Below are 26,815 nucleotides of genomic sequence, written 5' to 3' on the forward strand. Positions count from 1 at the left end.
CCGATCAACTGTGGGAGCGGGCTTGCTCGCGAAGGCTGACGACCAGACGCTGGATATTCTTGCTTGTTACCCTGACGAGAAGGCACCCCGAACATGAGCCTGCACCTGATCATCGGCGACAAACTGCTTTCTTCCTGGTCCCTGCGCGGGGCCCTGGCTCTGGATCTGACCGGCGCCTCCTACACCGAAGAACTGATCAAGCTGAATCAGCCGGACACCCGTGAGCGTCTGCTCAAGCATTCGCCAACCGGCAAGGTCCCGCTGCTGAAAACCGAACACGGTACCATCGCCGACTCCCTGGCGATTGCCGAATACCTGGCAGAACAGTTTCCCGACGCGAACCTGTGGCCCAAAGACACCGCCGCCCGTGCCCAGGCGCGTTCGGCGTGCGCGCAGATGCACAGTGGCTTTTTCGCCATGCGCGGCAACATGCCGTTCGACCTGAGCCATGACTCAGCGCTGTCGCCGGTCCCGGCCGATGTCCAGGCGGACATCGAGCGCATGTCAGCGTTGTGGGCGGAGTGCCGTGCTGTCGCGACAGAAACCGGACCGTACCTGTTTGGTCGTATCAGTCTGGCGGATGTGTTCTTTGCACCCATCGCCGTGCGCCTGCGCACCTATCGGGTGAAACTGTCCGCGGCTGATGAAGCCTATGTTGAAACCCTCTACCAATGGCCAGCGTTCAAGGCCTGGCAGAAGGCCGGACTGGAGGAAATCGAGCGGTGAAACGAGTTCATGTAGCCGCCGCCGTTATCCGTGATAACAACGGCAAGATCCTTATCGCCCGCCGTGCCGATACCCAGCACCAGGGTGGCCTGTGGGAGTTTCCCGGGGGCAAGGTCGAGGCCGACGAGTCGGTCGAAACCGCACTGGCCCGCGAACTCCATGAGGAACTGGGCATCGTGGTCGGCGCGGCGCGCCCGCTGATCAAGGTCCGGCACGATTACCCGGACAAGCAGGTGTTGCTGGATGTCTGGGAAGTCTCGGCGTTTAGCGGCGAGCCCCACGGTGCCGAGGGACAACCGCTGGCCTGGGTGACACCCCGCGACCTGTCGGATTATGAGTTCCCTGAAGCCAACCGGCCGATCGTCGCGGCCGCACGGTTACCCGAGCAGTACTTGATCACCCCGGAAGACCTGGAACCCCCCGCGTTGTTGCGTGGTATTCAGAAGGCCATTGCCGGCGGCGTCAAGCTGATCCAGTTGCGTGCACCGAACGGCTACGACCCGAAATACCGCGACCTGGCAGTGGATGCTGTGGGGCTGTGTGCCGGCAAGGCGCAATTGATGATCAAGGGGCCATTCGAATGGCTGGGCGACTTCCCGTCCGCCGGTTGGCACATTACCGCGGCGCAACTGCGCAAATACGCAGCGGCTGGCCGACCGCTTCCGGCATCGCGCTGGCTGGCGGCGTCTTGCCATAACGCTGAAGAGTTGGCGCTGGCCGAACAGATGGGGGTGGATTTCGTGACCCTGTCGCCGGTTCAACCGACCCTGACTCACCCTGGCGCCGAGCCGTTGGGTTGGGAGCAGGCATCGAGCCTGATCGAGGGCTTCAGCAAGCCGGTGTTCCTGCTCGGTGGTGTAGGTCCGTCGGAGGTCGAGAAAGCCTGGGCTGCGGGTGCGCAGGGGGTGGCGGGGATTCGGGCGTTTTGGCCTGATTCCCAGTGATGCAAATGACCTCATCGCGAGCAAGCTCGCTCCCACAGTAGATTTGTGGCGTTCACAAAACCTGTGGGAGCGGGCTTGCCCGCGAAGGGGCCCTGACAGGCGCCGATTAAACCTCAGGTTTCGCCGCAGGCTGCCAAAGTATCTCCGCCACTCCCTGACGCTTGGCAATCAACCGCGCCACAACAAACAACAAATCCGACAACCGATTGATGTACGCCAGGCCAACCCCGGCCAACGGTTCAATCGCGTTGAGCTGCTGACATCGCCGTTCTGCGCTGCGCGCCAGGCTGCGGCAGACATGGGCCTGGGCAATCAGCGTCGAGCCGCCGGGCAAGATGAAGTTTTCCAGCGGCCCCAGCTCTTCATTCCACAGATCGATCGCCGCTTCCAGTCGTTCGATTTCCGCTGCATTCAACGCCTGATACACCGGCATCGCCAGCTCGCCACCCAGATCAAATAACCGATGCTGGCAGGGGGCCAATACCTCGATCACTTCGTTCAAGTCCGGAAACTGACCCGTTTGCGCTGCCAACCCGGCCAGCAACACGCCCACCTGACTGTTCAGCGTATCGACTTCGCCAATGGCCTCGATCCGCGGGTGATCCTTGGGCACGCGACGACCATCGCCCAGCCCGGTCTCGCCTTTGTCGCCAGTGCGGGTGTAAATCTTCGACAAACGAAAGCCCATGGTTACCTCGATAGCAGATTGAGTTGTTGCGAGACAGGCGGCGTGCTCGCCAGGGGCAGGCGCAAGGTGAAGCAGGTGCCTTGGCCAAGCGTCGATTGCACTTCCATCTGCCCTTTGTGGTTATTGGTGACGATGAAGTACGACACCGACAGGCCAAGCCCGGTGCCCTGGCCGATTTCCTTGGTGGTGAAGAATGGTTCGAAGGTCCGTTTGCGCACGCTTTCGCTCATGCCGATGCCGTTGTCCTCGACCTGAATTTCCGCCCATGGCGGGTTGAGCCTGGTGCGCAGAATGATCCGTCCAGGCTCGCTGTCATCTTCGCGCTGGTGGATGGCTTGCGCAGCGTTTTTCAACAGGTTGAGCAGCACTTGCTCCAGTTCGTTGGCGGTGCCGGGGACCGGTCCCAGCGCGGGATCGAACTGACGAATGATGGCCTGGCCCTTGAAGTCGAAGCCGATCGCCAGGTCGAAATCGTTACCGGCGATCTCCACCGCCTGGTCGATCAGGGCGGGCAGGTCGCAAGGGGCCATCTGGCGGGTGCTGCGACGACTGAAGCTGAGCATGTGGGTGACGATTTTCGCCGCCCGGGCACCTGCCTGCTGGATGCCGTCGAGCAACTGTGGCACCTCGCGAACTTGCAGGTACTGGTTGACCGTCGTCAGTTCGATGCCGGCCTGTTCAGCCACTTCGAGGTTCTTCGGCAAATCGGGTGACAGGCGCCGGCGAATGTTTTGCACGTTGTGCAGGATCGCGCCCAGCGGGTTGTTGATCTCGTGGGCCATGCCGGCGGCCAGACCACCCACCGAAAGCATTTTCTCCGACTGCACCATCATCTCTTCCAGAGACAGGCGCTGGGTGATGTCATCGATCCGGATTACCACGCCACGCCCGGCACCGCCCATCAGCGGGTAGAAAGTCAGGGCGTAGTGGCGGGGCTCATCGTCCTTGAGCCAGGTGACACGTTCGATCTTGGCCACCGTATGCTGCTCGACCGTTTCCTTGAGTTGCGGCAAGAACGGCTTGAGCGGTTCGAAGGCGAGGAAGATAGGCTGGTTCAGGGCTTCATCGAGACGCGTGCCGGACAGGGCACTGGCCTCCTGGTTCCATTGCGTCACGTAGAGCTGTTCGTCGAGTGCGATCAGCGCCGACGGCATGGAGTCGATGATGCTGTTGAGGTAGTTCTGGAAACCGGTGAGCTTTTTCTCGATCTTGCTGCGCACCTGGACTTCGAGCTCCAGTTTGCGGTTGGTATGGCGGGTTTCCTCTGCCAGACCCTGGGCCTGGTCGTAGGCTGCCTGGGAGTCGTCCCTGGCCCGCTTGAGTTGCTGCTCCCTGGCCTCGATCCGCGAAAGCATGGTATTGAACGCCTCGGCGAGGCTGCCGATTTCATCGTGGTTTCCGCGCGAAGCACGCAGTGCATAGTTTTCTTCACGGGTTACCTGCCGGGACAATTCCTCGAGTTGGTGGATCGGCCGGGTAATCAAGCGCTTGATCTGGCGGGCAATGATCAGCCACAGCAGCACGCTGAAGATCAGAATCCCCAGGCTGGCCGTCAGGGTCCCGGTGTAGAACGCCACTGGCAGTTCGCTCGTGGCCACCAACAACAGGTGCCCTGGTGCCGCACCGGTGCGGGCCAGGGGGATGACCTGGTTGGTACGAAACTCGGTGGCCTGCCAGTCTTCGATATGCCGGAAACGCTTCGGCAGTTCCAGGTTGTCGCCATGCTGCAATTGCGCCAATCGCTCACCCTTTCCGTCATACAGGGCCGCCGCGCGCAACGGCGAATAGCTGTTGAGTTCATTGAGCAGGCGCTCGGCGCTTTGCGGTGACGCCAGGGCTTCGGAGGCCAGGGTCGGGTTGGATATCAGGCGGCCGATGGTCTGCAGAGCCTGGGGCGCCATGCTTTCCTGGGAGATGTAGTAGGCGGCACTGATAAAGGTCAGGTTGGCAACCAGCAGGACGGTGACCATCAGTACCAGCAGGGCGGCCAGCAGTTTCTGGCCGACGGGCAGGTTTTCAAGGCGCTGGCGCAATGGCATCGGATTCATCGCAGACAAGGAACAAGTGGCCAGCGTAGCCGCTGCTCAGTCGCTGGGCAATCCAAGGCTTTGCAGGCGAGCGATCAACCTTGCCTCAAGTTGATTGAGGTGAGGCAGGTTCAGTTGATGACGCCCGGCCACTTTGCAGGCGTAACCGAGCAGGTAGCTGATTTCCGTGCGGCGCTGGCTCGTGACGTCCTGATGCATCGAGGAGTAGTTGGCTGCGGTGGCGTGAATCACTCGTTCGACTTCCTGCTGCAGGTTTTCGGCGGCTGCCGGCTGACCACAACGCTCAAGCAACTCCGCCAGTTCGCCGCACAGGGTGGCGACCTCACATTGATGTTGCTGCAAACCGCCGTTGCGGCAATCGTGCAGCACCGTCAGCGGATTGATCGCACAGTTGAGGGCGAGTTTGCGCCACAGCCTGGTCAGAATCTCCGTGCTCCACTCGTGGGGAATGCCGGCAGCGCTCAGGTCATCGAGCCAGATCGGCGCCACCGGATGGCTCGCATCCCCCAGCCAGGTGAAACCATGCCCGGCAAACACCACGCGCCAATCGCCATCGCGGAAGGCACCTTCTGTGCTCGAGGCATAGATGCAGCGAGCCTGAGGAACCTGTGCGGCTACCGCGTCCTGACTGCCCAGGCCATTTTGCAACAGGATCAGTTCGGCGCCTGGGGCCAGGCGTGGCGCCAATCGAGCCACCGCACTTTCGGTATCGTAAGCTTTGCACGCCACCAGCAGGCGGTGGATCGGTTGCGGGCTGTCGGCTGTCTCGGCGGGCACGGCATAGTGTTGTGCCTCGCCGTGTTCCACCAGTGTCAATCCACCGGCCGCCTCATAGGCCTGCAGTCTCGCGGTGTCCCGCAGGATCAGCCTGACCGGCACGCCAGCCCGTGCCAGACGTGTCGTCCATAATGTGCCGAGGCTGCCGGCGCCCAGTACATGCCAGGTGGTGGACATCAGCTTTTTGCTCTGTTTAAGGCGTGCATCGGCAGCTCGCAGTGAATGATGGGAAAGACCCGTTATAATCAGCGCGGATTTTAACCGCAAGCCAGGCGTGCTCCATCAGTGCGCCTTTAAATTTGGAGAGATTACATGCCGTCGTTCGACGTGGTATCCGAACTGGACAAACACGAAGTCACCAACGCGGTCGAGAACGCCGTCAAGGAACTCGATCGTCGTTATGACCTGAAAGGCAAAGGCAGCTTCGAGTTCAAGGAAAAAGACCTGACCGTCAACCTGACCGCCGAAGCGGATTTCCAGCTCGAAGCGATGATTGAGATCCTCAAGCTGGCGCTGGTCAAGCGCAAAATCGACGTGCAGTGCCTTGAAGTCAAGGACGCGTTCGCGTCGGGCAAGCTGATGAAGCAGGACGCCGTCCTCAAGGAAGGCATCGACAAGGAGCTGGCGAAGAAAATCGTCGCTCATGTCAAAGATGCCAAGCTCAAGGTCCAGGCAGCCATTCAGGGCGAGCAGGTTCGCATCACCGGTAAAAAGCGTGATGACCTGCAAGAAGCCATTGCAGTGCTGCGGGCCAAAGAATTCGGTATGCCGCTGCAGTTCAACAACTTCCGCGACTGATCTTGAAAGCGGGAACCTCCTGGCGTTTGCGACGTCGCAGACCCCAGCAACGGCAGAAACGATTGAGCCCGTCGCGGTTAGATCTTTCTGCCGCTTTTTTTACGCATGCCGGGTAGCCGGAAAACAGGAGAATGTAGATGGACTTAAATGCCGAGGTAGACAATCTGGTCAAGGTATCCCAAAGCTGGATCCCGATGATCATGGAATACGGCAGCCGTGTACTGCTGGCGGTCATCACCCTGGCCATCGGCTGGTGGCTGATCAACAAGGTCACGAAAAAGCTCGGCGGCCTGATTGCATTACGTAATGCCGACCTGGCGCTGCAAGGCTTTATCAGCAGCCTGGCGAATATCATCCTCAAGATCCTGCTGGTCGTCAGCGTGGCCTCGATGATCGGTGTGGAAACCACTTCGTTTGTGGCGGCGATTGGTGCGGCAGGCCTGGCCATTGGCCTGGCCTTGCAGGGCAGCCTGGCGAACTTCGCCGGTGGCGTGCTGATTTTGCTGTTCCGTCCGTTTCGCATCGGCGACTGGATCGAGGCTCAGGGTATCGCCGGTACTGTCGACAGCATCCAGATTTTCCATACCGTACTGCGTACTGGTGACAACAAGACCATCATCGTGCCGAACGGCAATCTGTCGAATGGCATCATCACTAACACAAACCGTCAGCCGACTCGTAAAGTCGTGTTTGATGTAGGCGTTGATTACGAAGCGGACCTTCAGAAAGCCCGTGAAGTTTTACTGGAATTGGCCAGGGACCCGCGAGTATTGACAGATCCGGAACCACAGGCAGTTGTTTCTACCCTGGGTGACAGTTCGATCACGCTTTCGCTTCGTGTCTGGGTAAAGACTGCCGATTACTGGGATGTGTTGTTCATGTTCAACGAACTATCCCGTGATCGCCTGAGAGAGGCCGGCATCGATATTCCGTTTCCACAGCGGGTTATTCGTGTGGTTCAGGAGTCTGCGGTGCAGTAACAGGTCATTTGAACAATGTCTGACTCTTTGGTCAGGCATGTTCTGTAAGGGGCAGGTCGTTAAAGCAGTCAGGCGACAGCCAACAAAAAAGGCCCATCCGGAGATGGGCCTTTTGTTTTGTTACCGCAAACTAACTGGATGCGATTACAAAACCGACAGCGGGTAGTCGACGATGAAACGGAACTCTTTCACGTCGCCTTCACCTTCGTCAGCGTTAGCGAAGTGCCATGCTTGACGAATACGGAAGGAAAGATCTTTTGCCGGGCCAGACTGAACAACGTACTTGGCTTCGAAGTTGGTTTCGTTGTGCTTGCCGTCTGCACCGTAGATGCCTTCGTAAGCGCCGCCAACTGGAGCCTTGGTGCCGTCGATGTCCCAACCTTTAACGTAACGGGTCATGAAGCTCAGACCTGGAACGCCGTACTCAGCCATTTTCAGGTCGTAACGAACCTGGGCAGACTTCTCGTTCGGAGCGTTGAAGTCAGAGTACTGGATGGAGTTGGCGAGGAAGATCGAGTCGCCACCGCGGTTGTTTTTGCCCACGCCGATGTAGTCGAACGGAGTGTCACCGTTGATCTTCTGGAAGGCGAGGGTGATGGTGTGTGCTTTCATGAACGAGAAAGCGGCTGCCAGGGAGTAAGCGGTGTTGCTGATCTCGCCCGCTTTGGCGTCACCGGTATCTTTGGTGTTGTAGATGTTACCGTCCAGGTTCAGCGACTCATCGCCACCCAGCGGGATGGTGTAGTTCAGGTTGGCGTAGTACTGGTTCCAGATGTCTTCCAGCTTGGCGCCATACAGCGATGCCGACAGGTTGTCGGTGATGCCGTATTTACCACCGAAGTAGTCGATGCTGTTGGCTTCTACGCCAGCGTAGGTTGCAAACAGGCCGCCGTCACGGGCGTTGCGGTCCTGGCTGGTCGCCGAGTAGAAGTGACCGGCTTCGAGGTCAAGGTCTTTGACTTCGCTGCTCTGCAGCTGGATGCCGCTGGCAGTTTGAGGAAGGATACGGGAACCGCCAACTGCAAACACTGGAGCAGTGCTTGGCTGCATGTCGCCGACTTTCAGCTCGGTTTTGGATACGCGGAATTTAACTGCGCCGCCTGCTTTGCCCTGGCTGTCGTTGACTTCGCCATCGGCGTCGCGGCTCATGTTGCCGGTGCCGCCGGTGCCATCACCGCCGTCCAGTTTGATTGCCAGGTAACCGAATGCATCAACACCAACACCGATCAGGCCTTGGGTGTAACCGGAGCTGAAATTGCCCCAGATGCCTTGGGTCCAGTCTTTCTGGTCTCGGCCACCGTCTTTGTTATCACGGTTGAAGTAGTAGTTGCGAACCAGCAAGTTCAGCGTGCTGTCTTCAACAATACCTTTGGCTTCAGCCTGGTCACTTACGAAAGGGGCGGCCGTAGCCAATTGGGTACTGGCTGCTGCTGCAACTGCCAGTGCGATCATGCTCCACTTCATCACGCGCATCGTGATTTGCTCCTTTGGTTTTAGAAGAGTACTGCCGTCCCACCTGTTTTATTATCTGGGCGGCTCTTTCTTTTTGTGTCGGCGCAAACTTATATCACGCCGACAATGTTGGCGATACTTGCGCATCTAACCTTTCGCCTTCTTTACGACCCTGTCGCAAACAGCGTGGTAGATGTCGCAAATTTCCAGCTCCGACGCAACCGGGCGGACAACTTTAATGCTGTTTTTTGCGCCTTGTCGTCGGTAAAAAGAGTCCTGGTGAAACGTTTGAATCTCCATCGGGCTACCTTGCCACTGTTTTTTTTGCCTGAGGGCCTCCGCTTCCAGCGGGTGCGACTCGGGCGATGTTGGGTATGAATGCAACAAGCGTGCACAAAATCGTCTTTTTTTCGATTTTTTTCTTGTTGGCTGCCAGGTGCTGTAAAAACCTCATAAAACCGGGGGGTTCAAGCGCTTTTGGTTTGGGCTTGACGCCTTGCCTGACATCATGTTGCGGCCTTCTGGTCGACAGTCTGGCAACCAAAAATGTTACCGGTTCACCCCACCACTGAGTAAATGGCGGATGTCGAAGCGTTCAGCGTAGACCCACTGTGCGGTTTTGGTGCAAAAAATTTTAGCCCTGTACTGAATTCATCTCTGTCGGCCGCTTGCCTGAAGCGAACTTTTCCTTGTTGATCAGTCATTTCGGCGTTTGTTGCCTGTCGTTCGGTTCTGTAAAGGTGCGCGGCAGCGAAAATTGTCCCATTCGGGGGCGGCTGTCAGATTTCCACTGGCGCTCGTGGCTTCGATGCAAGGTTCGCCGTGAAGCCTGCGCCGTTCGCAGGTATGCTGCCGTCCGGTCGCTTGGTGCGCTGTCCCTCTGGATGGGCGCTAAGCTGAAAAATGATGGCCCGGCGGGAGTACGCGCAGTGTTCACTTTAGATCCACGACTTCAACAAGACACGTTACCGATCGGGGACTTTCCGCTCTGCCGGTTGCTGCTGTCCAACGATTCGAACTATCCCTGGTTCATCCTGGTACCTCGTCGCGAGGCTATCAGCGAGATATTTCAGTTGGATGTCGCAGAGCAGCAACAGCTTTGGCAGGAAACAACAGTGCTGTCGCAAGTGCTCAAGGACGCGTTCGATGCGGACAAGTTGAATGTGGCGGCGCTGGGCAATGTCGTGAGTCAGTTGCACATGCATGTGATTGTGCGCAAGCGCGAAGATGCCGCCTGGCCAGCGCCGGTTTGGGGTAAGCATCCGGCGAAACCCTACAGTTCGGAGCAGATCGCCGCGATTCGCGAACGTTTGCGCTTGATTTTGACCGATGAATTTACGTTTCTGGAGGGCTGAAGCATGAGCCTGGAAGAGCGCGTTACCGAGCTTGAAAGCCGTCTGGCGTTTCAGGATGACACCATCCAGGCGTTGAACGATGTGCTGGTGGCGCAGCAGCGGGTGGTCGAGCGCCTGCAGCTGCAAATGGCTGCGCTGCTCAAGCGGCAGGAGGAAATGGTCGGGCAGTTCGAGTCATTCGAAGAAGAGGCGCCGCCGCACTATTAAGAGTGTCGCAGGCATGAAAAAACCGCGGACAGCTCGGCTGTGCGCGGTTTTTTTTAGCCTTGAATCAGCGGCGCGGCAGTGCGGCGATCACATCTTCGGCTTGCAGGCCCTTGTCACGATTCATGACGGAGAACTCCACGCGCTGGCCTTCGACCAGGACACGGTGGCCTTCGCCGCGAATGGCTCGGAAGTGGACGAAGATATCGTCACCGGAGTCGCGGGAGATAAAGCCGAAGCCTTTGGATGTGTTGAACCACTTGACGGTGCCGGTATCGCGGTTGCTCATGTCGTAGCTTGGCGAGGTGGCGGCTGGTGACGACTTGTAGAAGCTGATGCCCAGGTGCAGGGTAACGGCGATCAGGGCAGCGACCAGGCTGAACAGTACGGCGGGTTGACCGGCGATGACGGGCATCGGTGCGATCAGCGTCAGGGTCTGCAGGACCACGCTCAGAACCAGCAGGGCGCTGACCAGGTTTTGCAGTTGGTGACGCGGGCCTTTGTTCCAGTAAGGGATGACAGGCGCAAGTGTGAGGTTGAGCAGACCGAAAAAGGCCAGGTACAGCGCGTCGGGTTGTTGCAGGTAAGGTAAGGCTTCGGATTGCAGGCTAGGGATGAAGGACAGCAGCAAGGCCGCTGCGCCTATCAACAGATGGACGATTTTCAACATTTTGATTAACTCACGTTAAGACAGCTCACAAGGAAGAGCTGATGGCGCACGGTTCGCTTCAAGATAATAAAGAGGCGTTGGACACGTACCCGGTATCAGCCTATGCGCCGAGCCCGGTAAAAATGGGCACTGGCGACACGCTGTCTATTTAACAGCAAAGCCGCAGGCTACTCAAATCAGGGCGTCCGGCGGCTCTTTTGGGAGGGGGATTTGCCGCGGGTTGCCCGAAGTTCCGGGGCTGCGGCACAACGGCGGGTTGTGCCAGGCACCTTGGAGTGTTGTTCGCGCTCTTCTTTCCTACGCCATTCCATAAGGTGCTTCTGAAGGGGGTATCGCTTCGCAGTGTGGGAAAATATCCGGAGTAGGACGTTCTCCAGGGTCTGCCAATAGTTGTTGGCTTATCCTACGTCGAGGGTCATGAAAGTCGTCTGGATATACCTTTGCACCTGCGTTTTTATTAGTCGACAGGCAGTTGCTCTTAAAAACCAGGATGGCAAAGGAGTGTCAGCGTTATGGTTTATGAAAGGCAGGAAGAGGGGCGATACGGTTCGCACAAGGATGTAAAGGTTGATCCGTTTGTTCGCGAGTTCGATATGGGGCTGGCGCAGCCCTTGTCCCGCTCCGTACGATTGAATGGCTTCGCCACCTGTTTGCGGCTCGAGCAGGTTTATTGGGATATTTTGGGGGGGATGGCGCGGGTCAATGGTTGCTCGGTCAACAACCTGTTGTCTCATGTGGATCGCGAAGTTCACTTGCGTCACGGCGGGGTAAGGAACTTCAGTGGATTGGTGCGGGTTGTCTGTGTCGTGCACAGTCTCAAGGAAGGGGGTTGCATCGCCACGGCCTAGTCTGGACGGCGAAAACAGCAGAGTGTCGGTCTGTGCAGTCTTACGGCTGCACAGGCCGCATTTAATGGATATAATCCCGCTCTTTGCCGCAAAACCCTGCGTTTGCGGTAGCAATCTGATCGCCGAGACAACCTCCATGCCGATGTACGATTATCAATGTGCTTCCTGTGGTCATCAGTTGGAAGCCATTCAAAAGATCAGCGATGCACCGCTGGTCGACTGCCCTGCCTGTCAGGCGCCAGAGCTTAAAAAGTTGCTGTCCATGCCGGGCTTCCGCCTCAGCGGCACGGGTTGGTACGAAACCGATTTCAAGACCGGTTCCAAGAAGAACCTGGCCGGCGGCGACAAAGCTGACTAAGGTCTGGAACCTGAGTTGAACGACACGCGTGCTCTTGCATCACCCGACGACTTTTTAAAAGGCGGGGCTGCTGCAGGATCTCCACCGAATTTCGAATTACGAGAAGTGAAACCACGACCATGATGCGCAGCCATTATTGCGGCCAACTGAACGAAAGCCTGGACGGCCAGGAAATTACCCTTTGCGGATGGGTCCACCGTCGCCGTGACCACGGTGGGGTGATTTTCCTCGATATCCGTGATCGTGATGGCTTGGCCCAGGTCGTGTTCGATCCGGACCGTGCTGAAACCTTCGCCGCTGCCGATCGCGTGCGCAGCGAGTACGTCGTGAAGATCACCGGCAAGGTTCGCCTGCGTCCGGCCGGCGCGACCAACGCCAACATGGCGTCGGGCATGATCGAAGTCCTGGGCTACGAGCTGGAAGTGCTGAACGAGTCGGAAACCCCGCCGTTCCCGCTGAACGAGTTCTCCGACGTCGGCGAAGAAACCCGCCTGCGCTATCGCTTCCTCGATCTGCGTCGCCCGGAAATGGCCGAGAAGCTGCGTCTGCGCTCGCGCATGACCACAAGCATCCGCCGCTTCCTGGACGAGAACGGCTTCCTCGACGTCGAGACGCCGATCCTGACCCGTGCCACCCCGGAAGGCGCACGCGACTACCTGGTGCCGAGCCGTACTCATGCCGGTTCGTTCTTCGCCTTGCCGCAATCGCCGCAGCTGTTCAAGCAACTGCTGATGGTGGCCGGCTTCGACCGTTACTACCAGATCGCCAAGTGCTTCCGTGACGAAGACCTGCGTGCCGACCGTCAGCCGGAATTCACCCAGATCGACATCGAGACCAGCTTCCTCGATGAAAAAGAGATCATGGGCCTGACCGAGCAAATGATCCGCAACCTGTTCAAGGAAGTGCTGGGCCTGGAATTCGGCGAGTTCCCGCACATGACCTTCGAAGAAGCCATGCGCCGCTACGGTTCCGACAAGCCAGACCTGCGTAACCCGCTGGAACTGGTGGACGTGGCCGATCAGCTCAAGGAAGTCGACTTCAAGGTGTTCAGCGGCCCGGCCAACGACCCGAAATGCCGTATCGCCGCCTTGCGCGTACCTGGCGGGGCGAGCATGCCGCGCAAGCAGATCGACGACTACACCAAGTTTGTCGGCATCTACGGTGCCAAGGGCCTGGCGTACATCAAGGTCAACGAGCGTGCCAAGGGCGTTGAAGGCCTGCAGTCGCCAATCGTGAAGAACATCCCTGAAGACAACCTCAACGTGATCCTCGATCGCGTCGGTGCGGTCGACGGCGATATCGTGTTCTTCGGCGCCGACAAGGCGAAGATCGTCAGCGAAGCCCTGGGCGCGCTGCGGATCAAGCTTGGCCACGACCTGGACCTGCTGACCTGCAAGTGGGCACCAATGTGGGTCGTCGACTTCCCGATGTTTGAAGAAAACGACGACGGCAGCTTCACCGCCTTGCACCACCCGTTCACCGCGCCGAAGTGCACCCCGCAAGAGCTGGAGGCCAACCCGGCTGCCGCTCTGTCCCGTGCCTATGACATGGTATTGAACGGTACCGAACTGGGTGGCGGTTCGATCCGTATCCACCGTAAAGAGATGCAGCAGTCGGTATTCCGTCTGTTGGGCATCAACGAAGCGGAACAGGAAGAGAAATTCGGCTTCCTGCTCGATGCCCTGAAATACGGCGCGCCGCCGCACGGTGGCCTGGCCTTCGGTCTGGACCGTCTGGTCATGCTGATGACCGGCGCCCAGTCGATCCGTGAAGTGATCGCCTTCCCGAAAACCCAGAGCGCGGCGGATGTCATGACTCAGGCGCCGGGCCAGGTGGATGCCAAGGCATTGCGCGAGCTGCACATTCGTCTGCGCGAAACGCCTAAGGCCGAGTAAGGCTGACCTGAAGGGCGCATCTGTGGATGCGCCCTTTCCTTTATAGGCAGAGCAGTTCAAGATTTTTGTTTGCCGGCCGGCGCAATGCAGCGCGGCGGGCAATGTTTCAAAGAGAATTCGGAGCGAGTTATGGCAGGTCATTCCAAGTGGGCGAACATCAAGCACCGCAAAGAACGTCAGGATGCCAAGAGGGGCAAGATCTTCACCAAGTGGATTCGTGAGCTGACCGTCGCTGCCCGTCAGGGTGGTGGTGATCCGGGCTCCAATCCGCGTCTGCGCCTGGCCCTGGACAAGGCCCTGGGTGCGAACATGAGCCGTGACATCATCGATCGTGCCGTCGCCCGCGGAACCGGCGCTGCCGACACGGACGACGTGGTCGAACTGACCTACGAAGGTTACGGTCCGGGCGGCGTGGCGGTGATGGTCGAATGCATGACCGACAACCGTAATCGCACCGCAGCCGCTGTTCGTCACGCGTTCAGCAAGTGCGGTGGCAACCTGGGGACTGACGGTTCTGTGGCCTATCTGTTCGAGCGCAAGGGGCAGATCTCCTTCGCTGCCGGCGTTGACGAAGACGCACTGATGGAAGCCGCCATGGAAGCCGACGCCGATGACGTGGTGACCAACGAAGACGGTTCGATCGACGTTTTCACCTCGTTTGCCGGGTTCTATTCCGTGCGTAACGCACTGGAAGCGGCGGGCTTCAAGGGTGACGACGCGGAAATCGTCATGTTGCCGACCACCAGCGCCGAGCTCGATCTTGAAGGTGCGGAGAAAGTCCTCAAGCTGATCGATATGCTCGAAGACCTGGATGACGTGCAAAACGTCTATTCCAACGCGGAGATTCCGGAGTCGGTGGCCGCACAGCTCGGCTAAAGGGCAACAATGTCCCATGTGGGAGCGGGCTTGCTCGCGAAAGCGGTTTAATATTCAGCAACGATGTTGTCTGATAGTCCGCATTCGCGAGCAAGCCCGCTCCCACATTTATTTTTCGCTGAGCTGAAGATCGTGTTTTTTCTTAACCCGCAGGCGTTATGACTTTAATTCTTGGTATCGACCCCGGTTCGCGCATCACCGGTTACGGTGTGGTTCGCGATACCGGCCGTGGCTGTGAGTACGTTGCCTCCGGTTGTATCCGCACCGGTGCCGGCGAGTTGCATGAGCGACTGCAGATTGTCTACCGCGGGGTGCGGGAGATCATTCAGACTTACCACCCGGTGACCATGGGGATCGAAAAGGTGTTCATGGCCCGTAACGCCGATTCCGCCCTGAAACTGGGGCAGGCCCGTGGTGCCGCGATCGTGGCGGGAGCCGAGGAAAGCCTGGAAATTGCCGAATACACTGCAACCCAGGTCAAGCAGGCGGTCGTCGGCACCGGTGCGGCCAACAAGGAACAGGTGCAGATGATGGTCATGCACATGCTCAAACTCACCAGCAAACCGCAGATCGATGCTTCGGATGCCCTGGCCATTGCCATCTGCCACGCTCATACCCGTTCCAGTCTGTTGCCCCATGGTCTGGGAGCTGCACGCAGTCGTGGCGGGCGCCTGCGTCTCTGATAGCATCAGCAATCATTTTCATGGAGTGAGGGCATTCCGCCTGTGTTGTCGGCGGTATTCCTCGCTCTATCAGTCGCTGGCCATGAGCTGGCCAACGCTCAAGGATTTGTAACGTGATTGGACGTTTGCGCGGCACCCTGGCTGAGAAGCAGCCTCCCCATCTGATCCTGGATGTAAATGGCCTGGGCTATGAACTTGAAGTGCCCATGACGACCCTTTACCGCTTGCCGTCGGTCGGTGAGCCGCTAACCTTGCACACGCATTTGGTCGTGCGCGAAGACGCACAGTTACTCTATGGTTTTGTCGGCAAGCGTGAGCGCGATTTTTTTCGTGAATTGATCCGCCTCAATGGCGTCGGGCCGAAACTGGCCCTGGCCTTGATGTCGAGCCTGGAAGTCGACGAACTGGTTCGTTGTGTACAGTCACAGGACACGTCGGCGCTGACCAAGGTCCCGGGCGTCGGCAAGAAAACCGCCGAGCGTTTGCTGGTGGAACTCAAGGATCGCTTCAAGGCCTGGGAAACCGTACCGGCCATGTTCGCCCTGGTGCCGAACCAGCCGGACGGTCCGGCCCCGGTGAACACTGCCGAGACTGACGCCGTCAGCGCCTTGATTTCCCTGGGCTACAAGCCCCAGGAAGCGAGCAAGGCGGTGTCTGCGATCAAGGAGAAAGATTTGAGCAGTGAAGACATGATCCGCCGCGCCTTGAAGGGAATGATCTAAGTGATTGAAGCTGATCGTCTGATCGCTGCCACGCACAGTCCGCGTGAGCGCGAAGAAGTCCAGGACCGAGCCATTCGCCCGGTCAGCCTGGCCGAGTACATTGGCCAACCGACCGTTCGCGAGCAGATGGAATTGTTCATTCAGGCTGCGCGCGGTCGTAATGAATCCCTGGATCACACGCTGATCTTCGGGCCGCCCGGCCTGGGCAAGACCACCCTCGCCAACATCATCGCCCAGGAAATGGGCGTGTCGATCAAGAGCACCTCGGGGCCGGTGCTGGAGCGCCCCGGTGACCTGGCGGCGCTGTTGACCAACCTTGAACCCCACGATGTGCTGTTTATCGACGAGATCCATCGCCTGTCGCCCATCGTTGAAGAGGTGCTGTACCCGGCCATGGAGGATTTCCAGCTCGACATCATGATCGGCGAAGGTCCGGCCGCGCGTTCGATCAAGCTGGATCTGCCGCCGTTCACCCTGGTGGGCGCAACGACGCGGGCGGGGATGCTCACCAACCCGTTGCGTGACCGTTTCGGCATCGTTCAGCGTCTTGAGTTCTACAATAACGCCGACTTGTCGACGATTGTCAGTCGTTCGGCGAGCATCCTCGGTTTGCCGCTGGATCCGGAAGGCGCCTTCGAAATCGCCCGCCGTGCCCGTGGCACGCCACGGATCGCCAACAGGCTGCTGCGCCGGGTGCGTGATTTCGCCGAAGTTCGCGCCAAGGGGCATATCACCAAGCCGATTGCCGACCTGGCGCTGAACCTGCTGGACGTCGACGAACGTGGCTTCGATCACCAGGACCGGCGTCTGTTGTTGACCATGATCGAGAAGTTCGACGGCGGGCCAGTCGGGGTCGACAGCCTGGCTGCCGCCATCAGTGAAGAGCGTCACACAATCGAAGACGTGCTGGAGCCTTACCTGATCCAGCAGGGTTACATCATGCGCACGCCACGGGGGCGGGTGGTGACGCGGCATGCCTACCTGCATTTCGGCTTAAACATTCCGTCACGATTGGGCGAAATGCCCGTGGTAGACGAGTTTCTTGAAGCCGCTGACGATTAATTAACATTGCGTGCTGATTTTTTCGGGCAATGTAGGGTCCCAGGACCGTACTTTCACGTGAAAGCCGCAGAACAATGAAAAACAGTTGCCATGCCGGATTGGCAACCTGAGGAGTAAGCACTAGAGTATGCGCGCGCAAAACGGGCTTGAGCCTTTCGCACATCGTTGTCGCGTTTATTACGAGGACACCGATGCGGGCGGCATCGTGTATTACGTTAATTACCTCAAGTTTATGGAACGGGCTCGAACCGAGCGGCTACGAGATCTGGGCTTTGCCCAATCGCAGCTGGCAGGGGAGGACCTGTTGTTCGTCGTGCATTCCAGCGAAGCGCGCTACCACGCGCCGGCGCGACTGGATGACGAGCTGCTGGTAAGCGCTGAAGTAATCGAATTGAACCGTGCCAGCCTGCGCTTCAAGCAGCAGGTCAGGCGAGCAACGGATAATGCACTGCTCTGCGAAGGGCAGTTTCTGGTGGCCTGTGTGCGCACTGAAAGTTTAAAACCCCGGGCCATTCCCGAAGCTCTACGAGCGGCCTTTGCCGACGTGAGCGGCGCGGGTACACACTCAAAGCAGGAGATAAAGCGTGGAAGCTAACGTCGTCGACCATTCCTCCATGTGGAGCCTGGTCAGCAATGCCAGTATCGTAGTGCAACTGGTAATGCTGATCCTGGTAGCCGCATCGGTGACCTCGTGGATCATGATCTTTCAGCGCAGCAACCTGCTGCGCGCCGGTCGACGTGCCCTGGAGAGCTTTGAAGAGCGCTTCTGGTCGGGTATCGACCTGTCCAAGCTGTACCGTCAGGCCGGAAGCAATCCGGACCCTGATTCTGGTGTCGAACAAATCTTCCGTGCCGGTTTCAAGGAGTTCTCCCGTCTGCGCCAGCAGTCAGGCGTTGATCCGGAAGCGGTCATGGAAGGCGTGGCGCGTGCCATGCGCGTTGCCATTTCCCGTGAAGAAGAAAAGCTTGAGCAGAGCCTGCCCTTCCTGGCCACCGTTGGTTCCGTCAGCCCGTACATCGGTCTGTTCGGTACGGTCTGGGGGATCATGAACTCCTTCCGCGGTCTGGCGACCGCCCAGCAAGCGACCCTGGCCACTGTGGCCCCGGGTATCGCCGAAGCACTGATTGCCACCGCGATCGGTCTGTTCGCTGCCATTCCAGCCGTTATCGCTTACAACCGTTTTGCTGCGCGCAGTGAAACCCTGCTGGGCCGCTACTACACCTTCGCCGACGAGTTCCAGGCGATCCTGCACCGCAAAGTGCACACCAGCGAAGAATAAGCAGGTAATTTCCAATGGCTTTAATCGCTCGAGCTCGCAAAAAGCGCAAGCCGGTCGCCGAGATGAACGTAGTGCCTTACATCGACGTGATGTTGGTACTGCTGGTCATCTTCATGGTGACCGCGCCGATGCTCAATCAAGGCGTGAAAGTTGATCTGCCCAAGGTTTCCAGCGAAGCCTTGCCGCAGGACAACAACACCCAGGTCCTGACCATTTCCATCAAATCCGACAAGACCTACTACTGGAACCTTGGTAGCGAAGTCGACACCGAAAAACAGCAGGATCGGGCCATGACCCTGCCGCAGATGACTGACGCGGTGACCAAGATCATTCGCGTCGGCAACGAAGGCGGCAAGCGTACCCAGGTCTTCATTCGCGGCGACAAGAGTGTCGATTACGGCTCCGTAATGGGCGCCATGGGCGGGTTGCAGAAAGCCGGGGTCGGTAATGTTGGCTTGATTACCGAGGCGCCCTGATGCAGCAACAGCGAGAGCCGTCCGCCTCGGAAAGCTACTTCTGGCCTAGTGTCTGGGCGATTGGCTTGCACGTGCTGGTGTTCGGCATGCTGTTCGTCAGCTTTGCCTTTACCCCGGAACTGCCGCCGGCCAAGCCGATTGTCCAGGCGACCTTGTACCAGCTGAAATCGAAAAGTCGGGCCACCACCCAGACCAATCAGAAGATTGCCGGTGAGGCGCAGAAATCTGCTGCGCGTCAGACCGAAGTCGAGCAGATGGAACAGAAAAAGGTCGAGCAGGAAGCGGTGAAGGCTGCGGAACAAAAGAAAGAAGAGGCTGCTCAAAAGGCCGAAGAAGCCAAGAAGGCCGACGAGGCGAAGAAAGCGGACGAGGCGAAAAAGGCTGATGAAGCCAAGAAAGCCGACGATGCGAAGAAAACCGCGGAAGCCAAGAAGGCAGAAGAGAAACAATTGGCTGATATAGCCAAGAAGAAAGCTGAAGAAGAAGCCAAGAAGGCTGCTGAAGAAGAGGCCAAGAAAGCGGCCGCTGAAGAAGCCAAGAAAAAGATCGTCGAAGACGCGAAGAAGAAAGCCGCGGAAGACGCCAAGAAGAAAGCTGAAGCTGAAGAGGCGAAGAAGAAAGTCGCCGAGGAAGCGAAGAAGAAAGCTGCTGCCGATGCTGCGAAGAAGAAATCGCAGGATGCGGCGCGTAAATCCGCCGAAGACAAAAAGGCCCAGGCCCTGGCAGATTTGCTTTCAGACACGCCGCAGCGTCAGCAGGCCTTGGCCGATGAGCAGGGCGACGAAGTCGCCGGCAGTTTCGATGACCTGATTCGTGCGCGTGCAGCGGAAGGCTGGGCTCGTCCACCTTCGGCACGCAAAGGCATGACGGTCGTGTTGCAAATCGGCATGTTGCCGGACGGTACGGTGACTTCGGTCAGCGTGTCCAAGTCCAGTGGCGACGGTCCGTTTGACGCATCGGCTGTTGCAGCGGTGAAGAATATTGGACGTTTGACAGAAATGCAGGGAATGAAGCCGAGTGATTTCGCTCCGTATCGTTCATTCAAGATGACATTCACACCTGAGGATCTAGCCTTGTGAGAAACCTTCTTCGAGGAATGCTGGTCGTTATCTGCTGCATGGCAGGGATGGCGATGGCAGATGAGAAAAACATTCTGGTTACCAGCGGCAGCGATCGGGCGACCCCGATCGCAGTCGTGCCGTTCGGCTTCCAGGGCGGTAGCGTACTGCCGGACGACATGGCGGAAATCATCGGTAACGACCTGCGCAACTCGGGTTACTACTCGCCGCTTCCAAAGCAGAACATGATCAGCCAGCCGAGCCAGGCCAGCGAAATCATCTTCCGTGACTTCAAGGCGCTGGGTGCCCAGTACGTCATGGTCGGCAGCATTGTGCCGGCGGGCGGTCGCCTGCAGGTGCAATACGCACTGTTCAACGTGGCCACCGAGCAGCAAGTGCTGACCGGCAGCGTGTCCGGCGGCGTCGATCAGTTGCGCGACATGGCGCACTACATCTCCGACCAGTCGTTCGAAAAACTCACGGGTATCAAGGGTGCCTTCTCGACTCGCCTGCTGTACGTAACGGCCGAGCGTTTCTCCGAGAACAACACTCGCTACACCCTGCAACGTTCGGACTACGACGGTGCTCGCGCCGTGACCCTGCTGCAGTCGCGCGAGCCGATCCTGTCGCCGCGTTTCGCGCCGGATGGCAAGCGCATCGCTTATGTCTCCTTCGAGCAGAAGCGTCCACGCATCTTCATGCAGAACATCGACACCGGTCGCCGTGAACAGATCACCAACTTCGAAGGCCTGAACGGTGCGCCAGCCTGGTCGCCGGATGGCAATCGCCTGGCGTTCGTACTGTCGAAAGACGGCAACCCGGACATCTATGTGATGAACCTGGGTTCGCGTCAGATCAGCCGCGTCACCAACGGTCCTGGCATCAACACCGAACCGTTCTGGGGCAAGGATGGCTCGACCATCTACTTCACTTCCGACCGTGGCGGCAAACCGCAGATCTACAAGACCAGTGCCGGTGGTGGCGGTGCCGAACGCGTGACTTTCGTCGGTAACTACAACGCCAACCCTAAACTGTCGGCCGATGAAAAGACGCTTGTCATGATTCACCGTCAGGATGGCTTCACCAATTTCAAGGTGGCGGCCCAGGATTTGCAGCGCGGTAGTGTAAAAATCCTCACTGATAGCACTCTGGACGAGTCGCCTACTGTCGCGCCCAACGGCACCATGGTAATCTACGCCACCCGCCAGCAGGGCCGGGGAGTCTTGATGCTCGTGTCCATCAATGGACGCGTAAGGCTCCCGCTTCCTACCGCACAAGGCGAAGTCAGAGAACCTTCCTGGTCCCCTTACCTGAACTGACGCGGCGCTATACGTTGTACTTAACACACTGGGGTTCATTAGGAGTTTCACGATGGAAATGCTGAAGTTTGGTAAATTTGCTGCGCTGGCACTGGCCATGGCTGTAGCTGTAGGTTGCTCGTCCAAAGGCGGCGACAATGCCGGTGAAGGCGCGGTAGATCCAAACGCTGGTTACGGCGCAAACACTGGTGCAGTTGACGGCTCCCTGAGCGAAGAAGCTGCTCTGCGCGCTATCACCACTTTCTACTTCGAATACGACAGTTCGGACCTGAAGCCAGAAGCCATGCGCGCTCTGGACGTTCACGCCAAAGACCTGAAAGCAAACGGCGCTCGCGTTGTTCTGGAAGGCAACACCGACGAACGTGGTACTCGTGAGTACAACATGGCACTGGGCGAGCGTCGTGCGAAAGCCGTTCAGCGCTACCTGGTACTGCAAGGTGTTTCCCCAGCTCAGCTGGAACTGGTTTCCTACGGCGAAGAGCGTCCAGTTGCTACCGGCAACGACGAGCAGTCCTGGGCTCAAAACCGTCGCGTCGAACTGCGTAAGTAATTCGTCATGCGAACGTGCCGTCGTGCTGTAACTGTTCTGGCTCTCAGCCTCGCGCCGCTTGCGGTGTGGGCTGCGGTTCCTGTGGTCGATAACGACTCCGGCTATAACAATAGCGGGAGCAGTTATCCGCCTGCAGGTTACGGTACGAACGGCGCCTATGCCGGGGGAGGGGTTTCGGCCCCTGTCTCGGCACAGGGCGAGCTGTTCAACCAACTGCAATCAATGCAGCAACAGATCGAGCGCCAGCAAGGTGCGATTGAAGTTCTGCAAAATGATGTAGCGCGCATGAAGCAGGAAAACCTGGAGCGATATCAGGATCTTGATCGGCGCATAGGAACCGGCGTTGCACCAGCCGCGACTCCTGAAAATTCTTCCACCGGTGGCGATTTGAACGCCCCCGGTGCAGCAGCAGGTGCAGGGGCAGCTGCCGCCCAGGCACCGGCCGCTGGTAGCGAACCGGCGGATCCGGCGAAGGAAAAGCTCTACTACGATGCTGCCTTCGACCTGATCAAAGCCAAGGATTTCGACAAGGCCAGTCAGGCTTTTGCCGCATTCCTGCGCAAATACCCGAACAGCCAGTACGCGGGCAACGCCCAATACTGGTTGGGCGAAGTGAACCTGGCCAAAGGCGATCTGCAGGGCGCAGGTCAGGCATTTGCCAAGGTTTCGCAGTTGTATCCCAAGCACGCCAAAGTGCCGGACTCGCTGTACAAGCTCGCTGATGTAGAGCGCCGCTTGGGGCATACCGACCGAGTCAAAGGCATTCTGCAGCAGGTGGTTTCCCAGTATCCGGGCACTTCCGCCGCTCAGTTGGCCCAGCGCGATCTGCAAAAAATGTAAGCCTGCTTGACCCGTTTCAAAGAAACCCGCGCTTGTCGCGGGTTTTTTCGTTAGAATTCACGCCCTTTTTATGAAACACGCTTTTGGGGGCCTGCGCTTTGCCGGGGTTCCTTCAAGTGCCTGACGGAGGCGGACAGCCTGTTTAGCTGTTACGCCCGTGGCGACTATGCAAGACACATTGAGAATCACCGAAGTTTTCTACTCGTTGCAGGGTGAAACGCGGACTGCCGGCCTGCCCACTGTTTTTGTGCGCCTGACCGGTTGCCCTCTGCGTTGCCAATACTGCGACAGCGCCTACGCGTTCACCGGCGGGACCATTCGCACGCTCGACGACATCCTCGAGCAGGTCGCAGGATTTCGCCCGCGTTACGTCTGCGTCACGGGCGGCGAGCCCCTGGCACAGCCCAACGCCATTCCCTTGCTCAAGCGCTTGTGTGACGCCGGTTACGAAGTGTCACTGGAAACCAGTGGCTCCATCGATATCTCGGCAGTAGATTCCCGGGTCAGTCGCGTTGTCGACCTGAAAACCCCGGGTTCGAAAGAAGCGCACCGCAACCGCTACGAAAACATCGAGCTGCTCACGCCCAACGATCAGGTGAAGTTTGTCATCTGCTCGCGAGAGGACTATGACTGGTCCGTTTCCAAGCTGATCCAGTACGGTCTGGACCGGCGTGCCGGTGAAGTCCTGTTCTCGCCAAGTCACCATGATCTCAATGCCCGGGATCTGGCGGACTGGGTGGTGGCGGACAACCTGCCAGTGCGTTTGCAATTGCAGCTGCATAAATATCTATGGAATGACGAGCCGGGGCGCTGAAATGACTGAACAACTCAATACTGCTGAAAAACGTGCGGTCATCCTGCTGTCCGGTGGCCTGGACTCGGCGACCGTCGTGGCCATGGCGCGCGCCGAAGGCTACAGCTGCTACACCATGAGCTTCGACTACGGCCAGCGCTCTCACGCCGAACTGTACGCCGCCGAGCGTGTGGCGCGGGACCTGGGTGTGGTCGAGCACAAGGTGATAGGCCTGAACCTGAACGGCATGGGCGGCTCGGCCCTGACCGACAGCAGCATCGATATTCCAGAGGAGCTCGGTGAAGGCATTCCCGTGACTTACGTGCCTGCGCGTAACACGGTGTTCCTGTCCCTGGCGCTGGGCTGGGCAGAAGTACTCGGCGCACGGGACATCTTCATCGGCGTCAACGCCGTGGATTACTCCGGTTACCCGGACTGCCGTCCCGAGTTCATCGAGTCGTTCGAGCGCATGGCCAACCTGGCAACCAAAGCCGGCGTTGAAGGCAATGGCTTCCGTATTCAGGCACCGCTGCAAAACCTCAGCAAGGCGCAAATCGTCCAGGCGGGCGTGAAGCTTGGCGTGAACTACGGGCTGACCGTTTCCTGCTATCAGGCCGACGATGAAGGCCGTGCGTGCGGCAAGTGCGACAGCTGCCGACTGCGTGCGGAAGGCTTTGCAGCGGCCGGAATCAGCGATCCAACCCCTTATTTTTGATTTATTTCAAAATAGGTGTTGAATAGTCCTTAAAAATCAGTATTATACGCGCCACCACACAGCGGGTCGTTAGCTCAGTTGGTAGAGCAGTTGGCTTTTAACCAATTGGTCGTAGGTTCGAATCCCACACGACCCACCATTTTTGGCGGTTTAGAAAATCCGGAAGGCCCACGCAAGTGAGGATTTCCGGGTTTTTTTTTGCCCGCAAGAACGTGCCCTTGCCACCGCTGCATTGGGCTAGTCACTCGTTGCAATGAAGGCGTCCAATGCTTGAAGCGTCTCGGCCGGGCGTTCGACCATCGGCAGGTGGTTGCACCCTTCAAGGATGACCGAGTCGTTCGCTGAACTGGCAGGAAGACCGTTGCGCAACGTGTCCAGCGCCGAGACATCAATCACTTTATCCTCGCGACACCAGATGCCGAGTACCGGCATGTTCAATTTTGTCAGCCGGTGGTCGAGGGCGAGCCATTGCGAGGAGGGGCGAATCTGCGCCAGGGTGGATTCGATAAACGCTCGCTGTGCGCGGTTGGCAAGGATTGCTTCCTGCACTTGTCGGTCAGACATCTGTGGAGGGTTCAGATAGACGAGGCGGGCAGTGCGTTCGACGCCTGCACGATCGTCGTAGATAAATGGATTGCCTCCAGCATTCAATTCCCGCATGAAATCATTGTCTTTGAAGCTCAGCCCCAGCGCGCCTACCAATACCAGCCGGCTGACGCGCTGCGGTTGATCGGCTGCATACACGCCGGCGATGGCTCCACCCATTGAATGCCCGATGAGGGTGATGTTCTCGGCTTCGAGCGCCAGGATAAAGTCACGGAGCCGAGTCGCTTGCGCTTCGATGTCGTAGTTGGAATGGTCATTGTCAGTGGAGGCTCCCCAGCCCGGGAGGTCGGGGATGATGACGTGGAAACGCGAACTCAATGCCTTGCCAGGTTCGAACCAGACTTGCTTGCTTGATGAAAACCCGTGGATCAGGATCACCGTTGGCCCCTGCCGCTCGCTTTCGTAATACGACCAGGTGCTGTTGCCTGCCTGGATCAGGCGCGCGCAGAGGGGTGGGGTTTCACAATGCCGGGTTGTCGCGGCTGGATTCAGATCAGCGCCCGCCAGGACGAGTGTTGAAGACATCAGCCATACCGTGAGCAGCAAGGTTGAGGCGGTCATGATTTTGATCAGGCGTTGGATCGACATGTGTTCAGTCCTTTGGTTGTTCCAGTTTCGGTTGGGCGGTTTCCTTTAATCGGCGTCACCCTTCTATCCGCCCTTGCGCAGGTTAGTGGCAAAGCCATTCAGGTTTTGTGCGATAACTGCAACGGCGAATGTTTTTCCCGAAGGATCAAGGCCATAGGCTTTGTATCAGGGCGCGTCTATTCATCACCCTGGTCAGAATCATCTTTTGCATCCATCGGATATTCTGTAGCCTTGCGCAGCTTCAAGGCTGTCCGTGCCTGATGAATACTCACTTTCCCGGCGGTACCCCGTAGGGTCCGGAGCCGGGTGTATACTCGACTTTCGCGCGAATGCGCCTGCAGGTCTTGCGAACATGACGCAAATTTCCGAACGCCTTCTGGTTCAAGCCCACCTCGACGCCAAACAGCCCAAGCCGCTGACTGCCGATGAAGAGGCTTATTACCGTGCTGCCATCGCTGCCGAGCTCAAGGCTCAGGACGCGGTGCTGGTGGCCCACTTCTATTGTGACCCTGTCATTCAGGCGCTGGCCGAAGAGACGGGCGGTTGTGTTTCCGACTCGCTGGAAATGGCCCGTTTCGGCAACGCCCATCCGGCCAAGACCGTGGTTGTCGCCGGCGTGAAGTTCATGGGTGAGACTGCCAAGATCCTCAACCCGGAAAAACGCGTGCTGATGCCTACGCTCGAAGCGACCTGTTCGCTCGACCTGGGTTGCCCTGTGGACGAGTTTTCCGCGTTCTGCGATCAGCACCCGGAGCGCACGGTGGTGGTGTACGCCAACACTTCGGCTGCGGTAAAGGCCCGAGCGGATTGGGTGGTGACTTCAAGCTGTGCGCTGGAGATCGTCGAAAGCCTGATGGACAACGGCGAGACCATCATCTGGGGCCCGGACAAGCACCTGGGGACCTACATCCAGCGCCAGACCGGTGCCGACATGCTGCTGTGGGACGGTGCCTGCATCGTTCACGAAGAGTTCAAGTCCAAGCAGCTTGAAGACATGAAGGCGCTGTACCCGGATGCGGCGATTCTGGTGCACCCGGAGTCGCCGACCTCGGTGATCGAACTGGCGGATGCCGTGGGCTCCACCAGTCAGTTGATCGCGGCGGCACAGAGCCTGCCGAACAAGACTCTGATCGTTGCGACCGACCGCGGCATTTTCTACAAGATGCAGCAGTTGTGCCCGGACAAGGTCTTTATCGAAGCCCCAACGGCGGGTAACGGCGCGGCGTGCCGCAGTTGTGCACATTGCCCGTGGATGGCCATGAACACCCTTGAGCGCACGCTCAAGGCGTTGAAGGAAGGGGCGAACGAGATCTTTGTCGACCCGGCACTGATTCCGCAGGCGATTCGGCCGCTCAAGCGCATGCTTGATTTCACCCAGGCGGCGCGGATGAAGCTGGCCGGTAACGCCTGAGATTATCTGTCAGCTGGTAGCAAAAACTGTGGGAGCGGGCTTGCTCGCGAAGGCGTAGTGTCAGGCAGCATTGATATCAGCTGACACTACGCC

General features: G+C 58.4%; 29 protein-coding genes and 1 tRNA gene. 24 read left to right on the plus strand and 6 right to left on the minus strand.

Annotated elements, in window-relative coordinates; genetic code table 11:
- The first annotated feature begins 93 nt into the window (after positions 1 to 93).
- Together KGB20_RS20150 and KGB20_RS20155 are read left to right on the plus strand one after the other, a co-directional pair.
- Complete coding sequence (locus KGB20_RS20150) at positions 94 to 726, plus strand: glutathione S-transferase family protein (RefSeq protein ID WP_154860428.1); 633 nt, start codon at positions 94 to 96, stop codon at positions 724 to 726.
- Entirely contained in the window at positions 723 to 1,670 is a 948-nt protein-coding gene (locus KGB20_RS20155; RefSeq protein WP_150813306.1) for a Nudix family hydrolase, read from the plus strand. Before KGB20_RS20150 ends, KGB20_RS20155 begins: the two co-directional genes overlap by 4 nt.
- Before the next feature lie 106 nt (positions 1,671 to 1,776).
- Here the strand turns inward: KGB20_RS20155 and KGB20_RS20160 are convergent, their stop codons facing one another.
- From KGB20_RS20160 to KGB20_RS20170, 3 genes are read right to left on the minus strand one after another with little or no spacing between them, the layout of a single operon-like run.
- A complete protein-coding gene (locus KGB20_RS20160; protein WP_057713510.1) occupies positions 1,777 to 2,358 on the minus strand; it encodes a cob(I)yrinic acid a,c-diamide adenosyltransferase in 582 nt (193 codons plus the stop codon).
- Between the two features lie 2 nt (positions 2,359 to 2,360).
- Positions 2,361 to 4,397, minus strand: a complete 2,037-nt coding sequence (locus KGB20_RS20165; protein ID WP_150813357.1) for a sensor histidine kinase — start codon at positions 4,395 to 4,397, stop codon at positions 2,361 to 2,363.
- 45 nt (positions 4,398 to 4,442) lie between these two features.
- Positions 4,443 to 5,360, minus strand: coding sequence for a putative 2-dehydropantoate 2-reductase (locus KGB20_RS20170; RefSeq protein WP_150813305.1), 918 nt, complete (start codon positions 5,358 to 5,360; stop codon positions 4,443 to 4,445).
- A 135-nt stretch (positions 5,361 to 5,495) separates the two neighbouring features.
- Here KGB20_RS20170 and KGB20_RS20175 point away from each other — a divergent pair, with 135 nt between their 5' ends.
- Positions 5,496 to 5,981, plus strand: coding sequence for a YajQ family cyclic di-GMP-binding protein (locus KGB20_RS20175; RefSeq protein ID WP_007990750.1), 486 nt, complete (start codon positions 5,496 to 5,498; stop codon positions 5,979 to 5,981).
- 137 nt (positions 5,982 to 6,118) lie between these two features.
- On the plus strand, positions 6,119 to 6,961 hold the full coding sequence (locus KGB20_RS20180; protein WP_057713512.1) for a mechanosensitive ion channel family protein: 843 nt from the start codon (positions 6,119 to 6,121) through the stop codon (positions 6,959 to 6,961).
- 144 nt (positions 6,962 to 7,105) lie between these two features.
- On the opposite strand, the gene KGB20_RS20185 is transcribed toward KGB20_RS20180, so the two are convergent.
- Positions 7,106 to 8,434: an OprD family porin gene (locus KGB20_RS20185; protein WP_154860427.1), complete on the minus strand. Its 1,329-nt coding sequence runs from the start codon at positions 8,432 to 8,434 to the stop codon at positions 7,106 to 7,108.
- Between the two features lie 908 nt (positions 8,435 to 9,342).
- On the opposite strand from KGB20_RS20185, the gene KGB20_RS20190 reads away from it, so the two are divergent.
- Positions 9,343 to 9,768, plus strand: a complete 426-nt coding sequence (locus KGB20_RS20190; protein ID WP_150813356.1) for an HIT domain-containing protein — start codon at positions 9,343 to 9,345, stop codon at positions 9,766 to 9,768.
- 3 nt (positions 9,769 to 9,771) lie between these two features.
- Positions 9,772 to 9,975 (plus strand): SlyX family protein, encoded by a 204-nt coding sequence (locus KGB20_RS20195; protein WP_154860426.1) that lies wholly within the window; start codon positions 9,772 to 9,774, stop codon positions 9,973 to 9,975.
- Between the two features lie 64 nt (positions 9,976 to 10,039).
- On the opposite strand, the gene KGB20_RS29140 is transcribed toward KGB20_RS20195, so the two are convergent.
- Complete coding sequence (locus KGB20_RS29140) at positions 10,040 to 10,642, minus strand: cold-shock protein (RefSeq protein WP_057713515.1); 603 nt, start codon at positions 10,640 to 10,642, stop codon at positions 10,040 to 10,042.
- A gap of 512 nt (positions 10,643 to 11,154) precedes the next feature.
- Here KGB20_RS29140 and KGB20_RS20205 point away from each other — a divergent pair.
- The 17 genes from KGB20_RS20205 to KGB20_RS20285 all read left to right on the plus strand — a co-directional run bounded on the left by KGB20_RS20205 (position 11,155) and on the right by KGB20_RS20285 (position 24,256).
- Complete coding sequence (locus KGB20_RS20205; RefSeq protein WP_057713516.1) at positions 11,155 to 11,490, plus strand: ribbon-helix-helix domain-containing protein; 336 nt, start codon at positions 11,155 to 11,157, stop codon at positions 11,488 to 11,490.
- 136 nt (positions 11,491 to 11,626) lie between these two features.
- Positions 11,627 to 11,848, plus strand: coding sequence for an FmdB family zinc ribbon protein (locus KGB20_RS20210; protein ID WP_032829812.1), 222 nt, complete (start codon positions 11,627 to 11,629; stop codon positions 11,846 to 11,848).
- A 119-nt stretch (positions 11,849 to 11,967) separates the two neighbouring features.
- Positions 11,968 to 13,743: an aspartate--tRNA ligase gene (gene aspS / locus KGB20_RS20215; RefSeq protein ID WP_150813302.1), complete on the plus strand. Its 1,776-nt coding sequence runs from the start codon at positions 11,968 to 11,970 to the stop codon at positions 13,741 to 13,743.
- Positions 13,744 to 13,872: 129 nt separating this feature from the next.
- On the plus strand, positions 13,873 to 14,619 hold the full coding sequence (locus tag KGB20_RS20220; RefSeq protein WP_007995641.1) for a YebC/PmpR family DNA-binding transcriptional regulator: 747 nt from the start codon (positions 13,873 to 13,875) through the stop codon (positions 14,617 to 14,619).
- A gap of 158 nt (positions 14,620 to 14,777) precedes the next feature.
- Positions 14,778 to 15,302 (plus strand): crossover junction endodeoxyribonuclease RuvC, encoded by a 525-nt coding sequence (gene ruvC / locus KGB20_RS20225; protein WP_008015799.1) that lies wholly within the window; start codon positions 14,778 to 14,780, stop codon positions 15,300 to 15,302.
- Positions 15,303 to 15,415: 113 nt separating this feature from the next.
- Positions 15,416 to 16,024, plus strand: coding sequence for a Holliday junction branch migration protein RuvA (gene ruvA / locus KGB20_RS20230; protein ID WP_008052450.1), 609 nt, complete (start codon positions 15,416 to 15,418; stop codon positions 16,022 to 16,024).
- Positions 16,025 to 17,086 (plus strand): Holliday junction branch migration DNA helicase RuvB, encoded by a 1,062-nt coding sequence (gene ruvB, locus KGB20_RS20235; RefSeq protein ID WP_057713517.1) that lies wholly within the window; start codon positions 16,025 to 16,027, stop codon positions 17,084 to 17,086.
- A 127-nt stretch (positions 17,087 to 17,213) separates the two neighbouring features.
- Entirely contained in the window at positions 17,214 to 17,681 is a 468-nt protein-coding gene (gene ybgC, locus KGB20_RS20240; RefSeq protein WP_057713518.1) for a tol-pal system-associated acyl-CoA thioesterase, read from the plus strand.
- Complete coding sequence (tolQ, locus tag KGB20_RS20245) at positions 17,671 to 18,366, plus strand: protein TolQ (protein ID WP_007897030.1); 696 nt, start codon at positions 17,671 to 17,673, stop codon at positions 18,364 to 18,366. The genes ybgC and tolQ overlap by 11 nt, the downstream gene beginning before the upstream one ends.
- A 23-nt stretch (positions 18,367 to 18,389) precedes the next feature.
- On the plus strand, positions 18,390 to 18,842 hold the full coding sequence (tolR, locus tag KGB20_RS20250; RefSeq protein WP_162135951.1) for a protein TolR: 453 nt from the start codon (positions 18,390 to 18,392) through the stop codon (positions 18,840 to 18,842).
- Positions 18,842 to 19,921 carry a cell envelope integrity protein TolA gene (gene tolA / locus KGB20_RS20255; protein WP_056726036.1) on the plus strand — a complete coding sequence of 360 codons (1,080 nt, stop codon included), beginning with the start codon at positions 18,842 to 18,844 and terminating at the stop codon, positions 19,919 to 19,921. The genes tolR and tolA overlap by 1 nt, the downstream gene beginning before the upstream one ends.
- Before the next feature lie 17 nt (positions 19,922 to 19,938).
- Positions 19,939 to 21,219, plus strand: a complete 1,281-nt coding sequence (gene tolB, locus KGB20_RS20260; protein ID WP_167362903.1) for a Tol-Pal system beta propeller repeat protein TolB — start codon at positions 19,939 to 19,941, stop codon at positions 21,217 to 21,219.
- A gap of 52 nt (positions 21,220 to 21,271) precedes the next feature.
- Entirely contained in the window at positions 21,272 to 21,769 is a 498-nt protein-coding gene (gene pal / locus KGB20_RS20265; protein ID WP_003178634.1) for a peptidoglycan-associated lipoprotein Pal, read from the plus strand.
- Positions 21,770 to 21,775: 6 nt separating this feature from the next.
- Complete coding sequence (gene ybgF / locus KGB20_RS20270; RefSeq protein ID WP_057713519.1) at positions 21,776 to 22,609, plus strand: tol-pal system protein YbgF; 834 nt, start codon at positions 21,776 to 21,778, stop codon at positions 22,607 to 22,609.
- Between the two features lie 166 nt (positions 22,610 to 22,775).
- The gene (gene queE / locus KGB20_RS20275; protein ID WP_053155342.1) at positions 22,776 to 23,423 is read left to right on the plus strand and encodes a 7-carboxy-7-deazaguanine synthase QueE; all 648 of its coding nucleotides are present in this window, start codon (positions 22,776 to 22,778) and stop codon (positions 23,421 to 23,423) included.
- 1 nt (position 23,424) lies between these two features.
- On the plus strand, positions 23,425 to 24,117 hold the full coding sequence (gene queC, locus KGB20_RS20280; RefSeq protein WP_090457445.1) for a 7-cyano-7-deazaguanine synthase QueC: 693 nt from the start codon (positions 23,425 to 23,427) through the stop codon (positions 24,115 to 24,117).
- Positions 24,118 to 24,180: 63 nt separating this feature from the next.
- Positions 24,181 to 24,256: transfer RNA gene (locus KGB20_RS20285), tRNA-Lys, on the plus strand.
- A 98-nt stretch (positions 24,257 to 24,354) separates the two neighbouring features.
- Here the strand turns inward: KGB20_RS20285 and KGB20_RS20290 are convergent.
- Positions 24,355 to 25,311 carry an alpha/beta fold hydrolase gene (locus KGB20_RS20290; protein WP_154860425.1) on the minus strand — a complete coding sequence of 319 codons (957 nt, stop codon included), beginning with the start codon at positions 25,309 to 25,311 and terminating at the stop codon, positions 24,355 to 24,357.
- A 352-nt stretch (positions 25,312 to 25,663) separates the two neighbouring features.
- Here KGB20_RS20290 and nadA point away from each other — a divergent pair, with 352 nt between their 5' ends.
- Positions 25,664 to 26,722: a quinolinate synthase NadA gene (nadA, locus tag KGB20_RS20295; RefSeq protein ID WP_007995624.1), complete on the plus strand. Its 1,059-nt coding sequence runs from the start codon at positions 25,664 to 25,666 to the stop codon at positions 26,720 to 26,722.
- Positions 26,723 to 26,815: the final 93 nt, after the last annotated feature.

Origin of the sequence: Pseudomonas sp. BF-R-30, assembly GCF_019956175.1 — a bacterium.
Taxonomy (GTDB): domain Bacteria; phylum Pseudomonadota; class Gammaproteobacteria; order Pseudomonadales; family Pseudomonadaceae; genus Aquipseudomonas; species Aquipseudomonas jessenii.

Bases quoted from the DNA above. Each gene is read 5' to 3' on its own strand.
- KGB20_RS20165 (WP_150813357.1), bottom strand. From the start codon at position 4,397: ATGCCATTGCGCCAGCGCCTTGAAAACCTGCCCGTCGGCCAGAAACTG.
- KGB20_RS29140 (WP_057713515.1), bottom strand. From the start codon at position 10,642: ATGTTGAAAATCGTCCATCTGTTGATAGGCGCAGCGGCCTTGCTGCTG.
- ybgC (WP_057713518.1), top strand. From the start codon at position 17,214: ATGCGCGCGCAAAACGGGCTTGAGCCTTTCGCACATCGTTGTCGCGTT.
- aspS (WP_150813302.1), top strand. From the start codon at position 11,968: ATGATGCGCAGCCATTATTGCGGCCAACTGAACGAAAGCCTGGACGGC.
- queC (WP_090457445.1), top strand. From the start codon at position 23,425: ATGACTGAACAACTCAATACTGCTGAAAAACGTGCGGTCATCCTGCTG.
- KGB20_RS20220 (WP_007995641.1), top strand. From the start codon at position 13,873: ATGGCAGGTCATTCCAAGTGGGCGAACATCAAGCACCGCAAAGAACGT.
- KGB20_RS20180 (WP_057713512.1), top strand. From the start codon at position 6,119: ATGGACTTAAATGCCGAGGTAGACAATCTGGTCAAGGTATCCCAAAGC.
- nadA (WP_007995624.1), top strand. From the start codon at position 25,664: ATGACGCAAATTTCCGAACGCCTTCTGGTTCAAGCCCACCTCGACGCC.
- KGB20_RS20290 (WP_154860425.1), bottom strand. From the start codon at position 25,311: ATGTCGATCCAACGCCTGATCAAAATCATGACCGCCTCAACCTTGCTG.
- KGB20_RS20210 (WP_032829812.1), top strand. From the start codon at position 11,627: ATGCCGATGTACGATTATCAATGTGCTTCCTGTGGTCATCAGTTGGAA.
- KGB20_RS20185 (WP_154860427.1), bottom strand. From the start codon at position 8,434: ATGCGCGTGATGAAGTGGAGCATGATCGCACTGGCAGTTGCAGCAGCA.
- KGB20_RS20205 (WP_057713516.1), top strand. From the start codon at position 11,155: ATGGTTTATGAAAGGCAGGAAGAGGGGCGATACGGTTCGCACAAGGAT.
- KGB20_RS20160 (WP_057713510.1), bottom strand. From the start codon at position 2,358: ATGGGCTTTCGTTTGTCGAAGATTTACACCCGCACTGGCGACAAAGGC.
- queE (WP_053155342.1), top strand. From the start codon at position 22,776: ATGCAAGACACATTGAGAATCACCGAAGTTTTCTACTCGTTGCAGGGT.
- ruvC (WP_008015799.1), top strand. From the start codon at position 14,778: ATGACTTTAATTCTTGGTATCGACCCCGGTTCGCGCATCACCGGTTAC.
- KGB20_RS20170 (WP_150813305.1), bottom strand. From the start codon at position 5,360: ATGTCCACCACCTGGCATGTACTGGGCGCCGGCAGCCTCGGCACATTA.
- tolB (WP_167362903.1), top strand. From the start codon at position 19,939: ATGCTGGTCGTTATCTGCTGCATGGCAGGGATGGCGATGGCAGATGAG.
- KGB20_RS20195 (WP_154860426.1), top strand. From the start codon at position 9,772: ATGAGCCTGGAAGAGCGCGTTACCGAGCTTGAAAGCCGTCTGGCGTTT.
- KGB20_RS20150 (WP_154860428.1), top strand. From the start codon at position 94: ATGAGCCTGCACCTGATCATCGGCGACAAACTGCTTTCTTCCTGGTCC.
- tolA (WP_056726036.1), top strand. From the start codon at position 18,842: ATGCAGCAACAGCGAGAGCCGTCCGCCTCGGAAAGCTACTTCTGGCCT.
- pal (WP_003178634.1), top strand. From the start codon at position 21,272: ATGGAAATGCTGAAGTTTGGTAAATTTGCTGCGCTGGCACTGGCCATG.
- KGB20_RS20175 (WP_007990750.1), top strand. From the start codon at position 5,496: ATGCCGTCGTTCGACGTGGTATCCGAACTGGACAAACACGAAGTCACC.
- ybgF (WP_057713519.1), top strand. From the start codon at position 21,776: ATGCGAACGTGCCGTCGTGCTGTAACTGTTCTGGCTCTCAGCCTCGCG.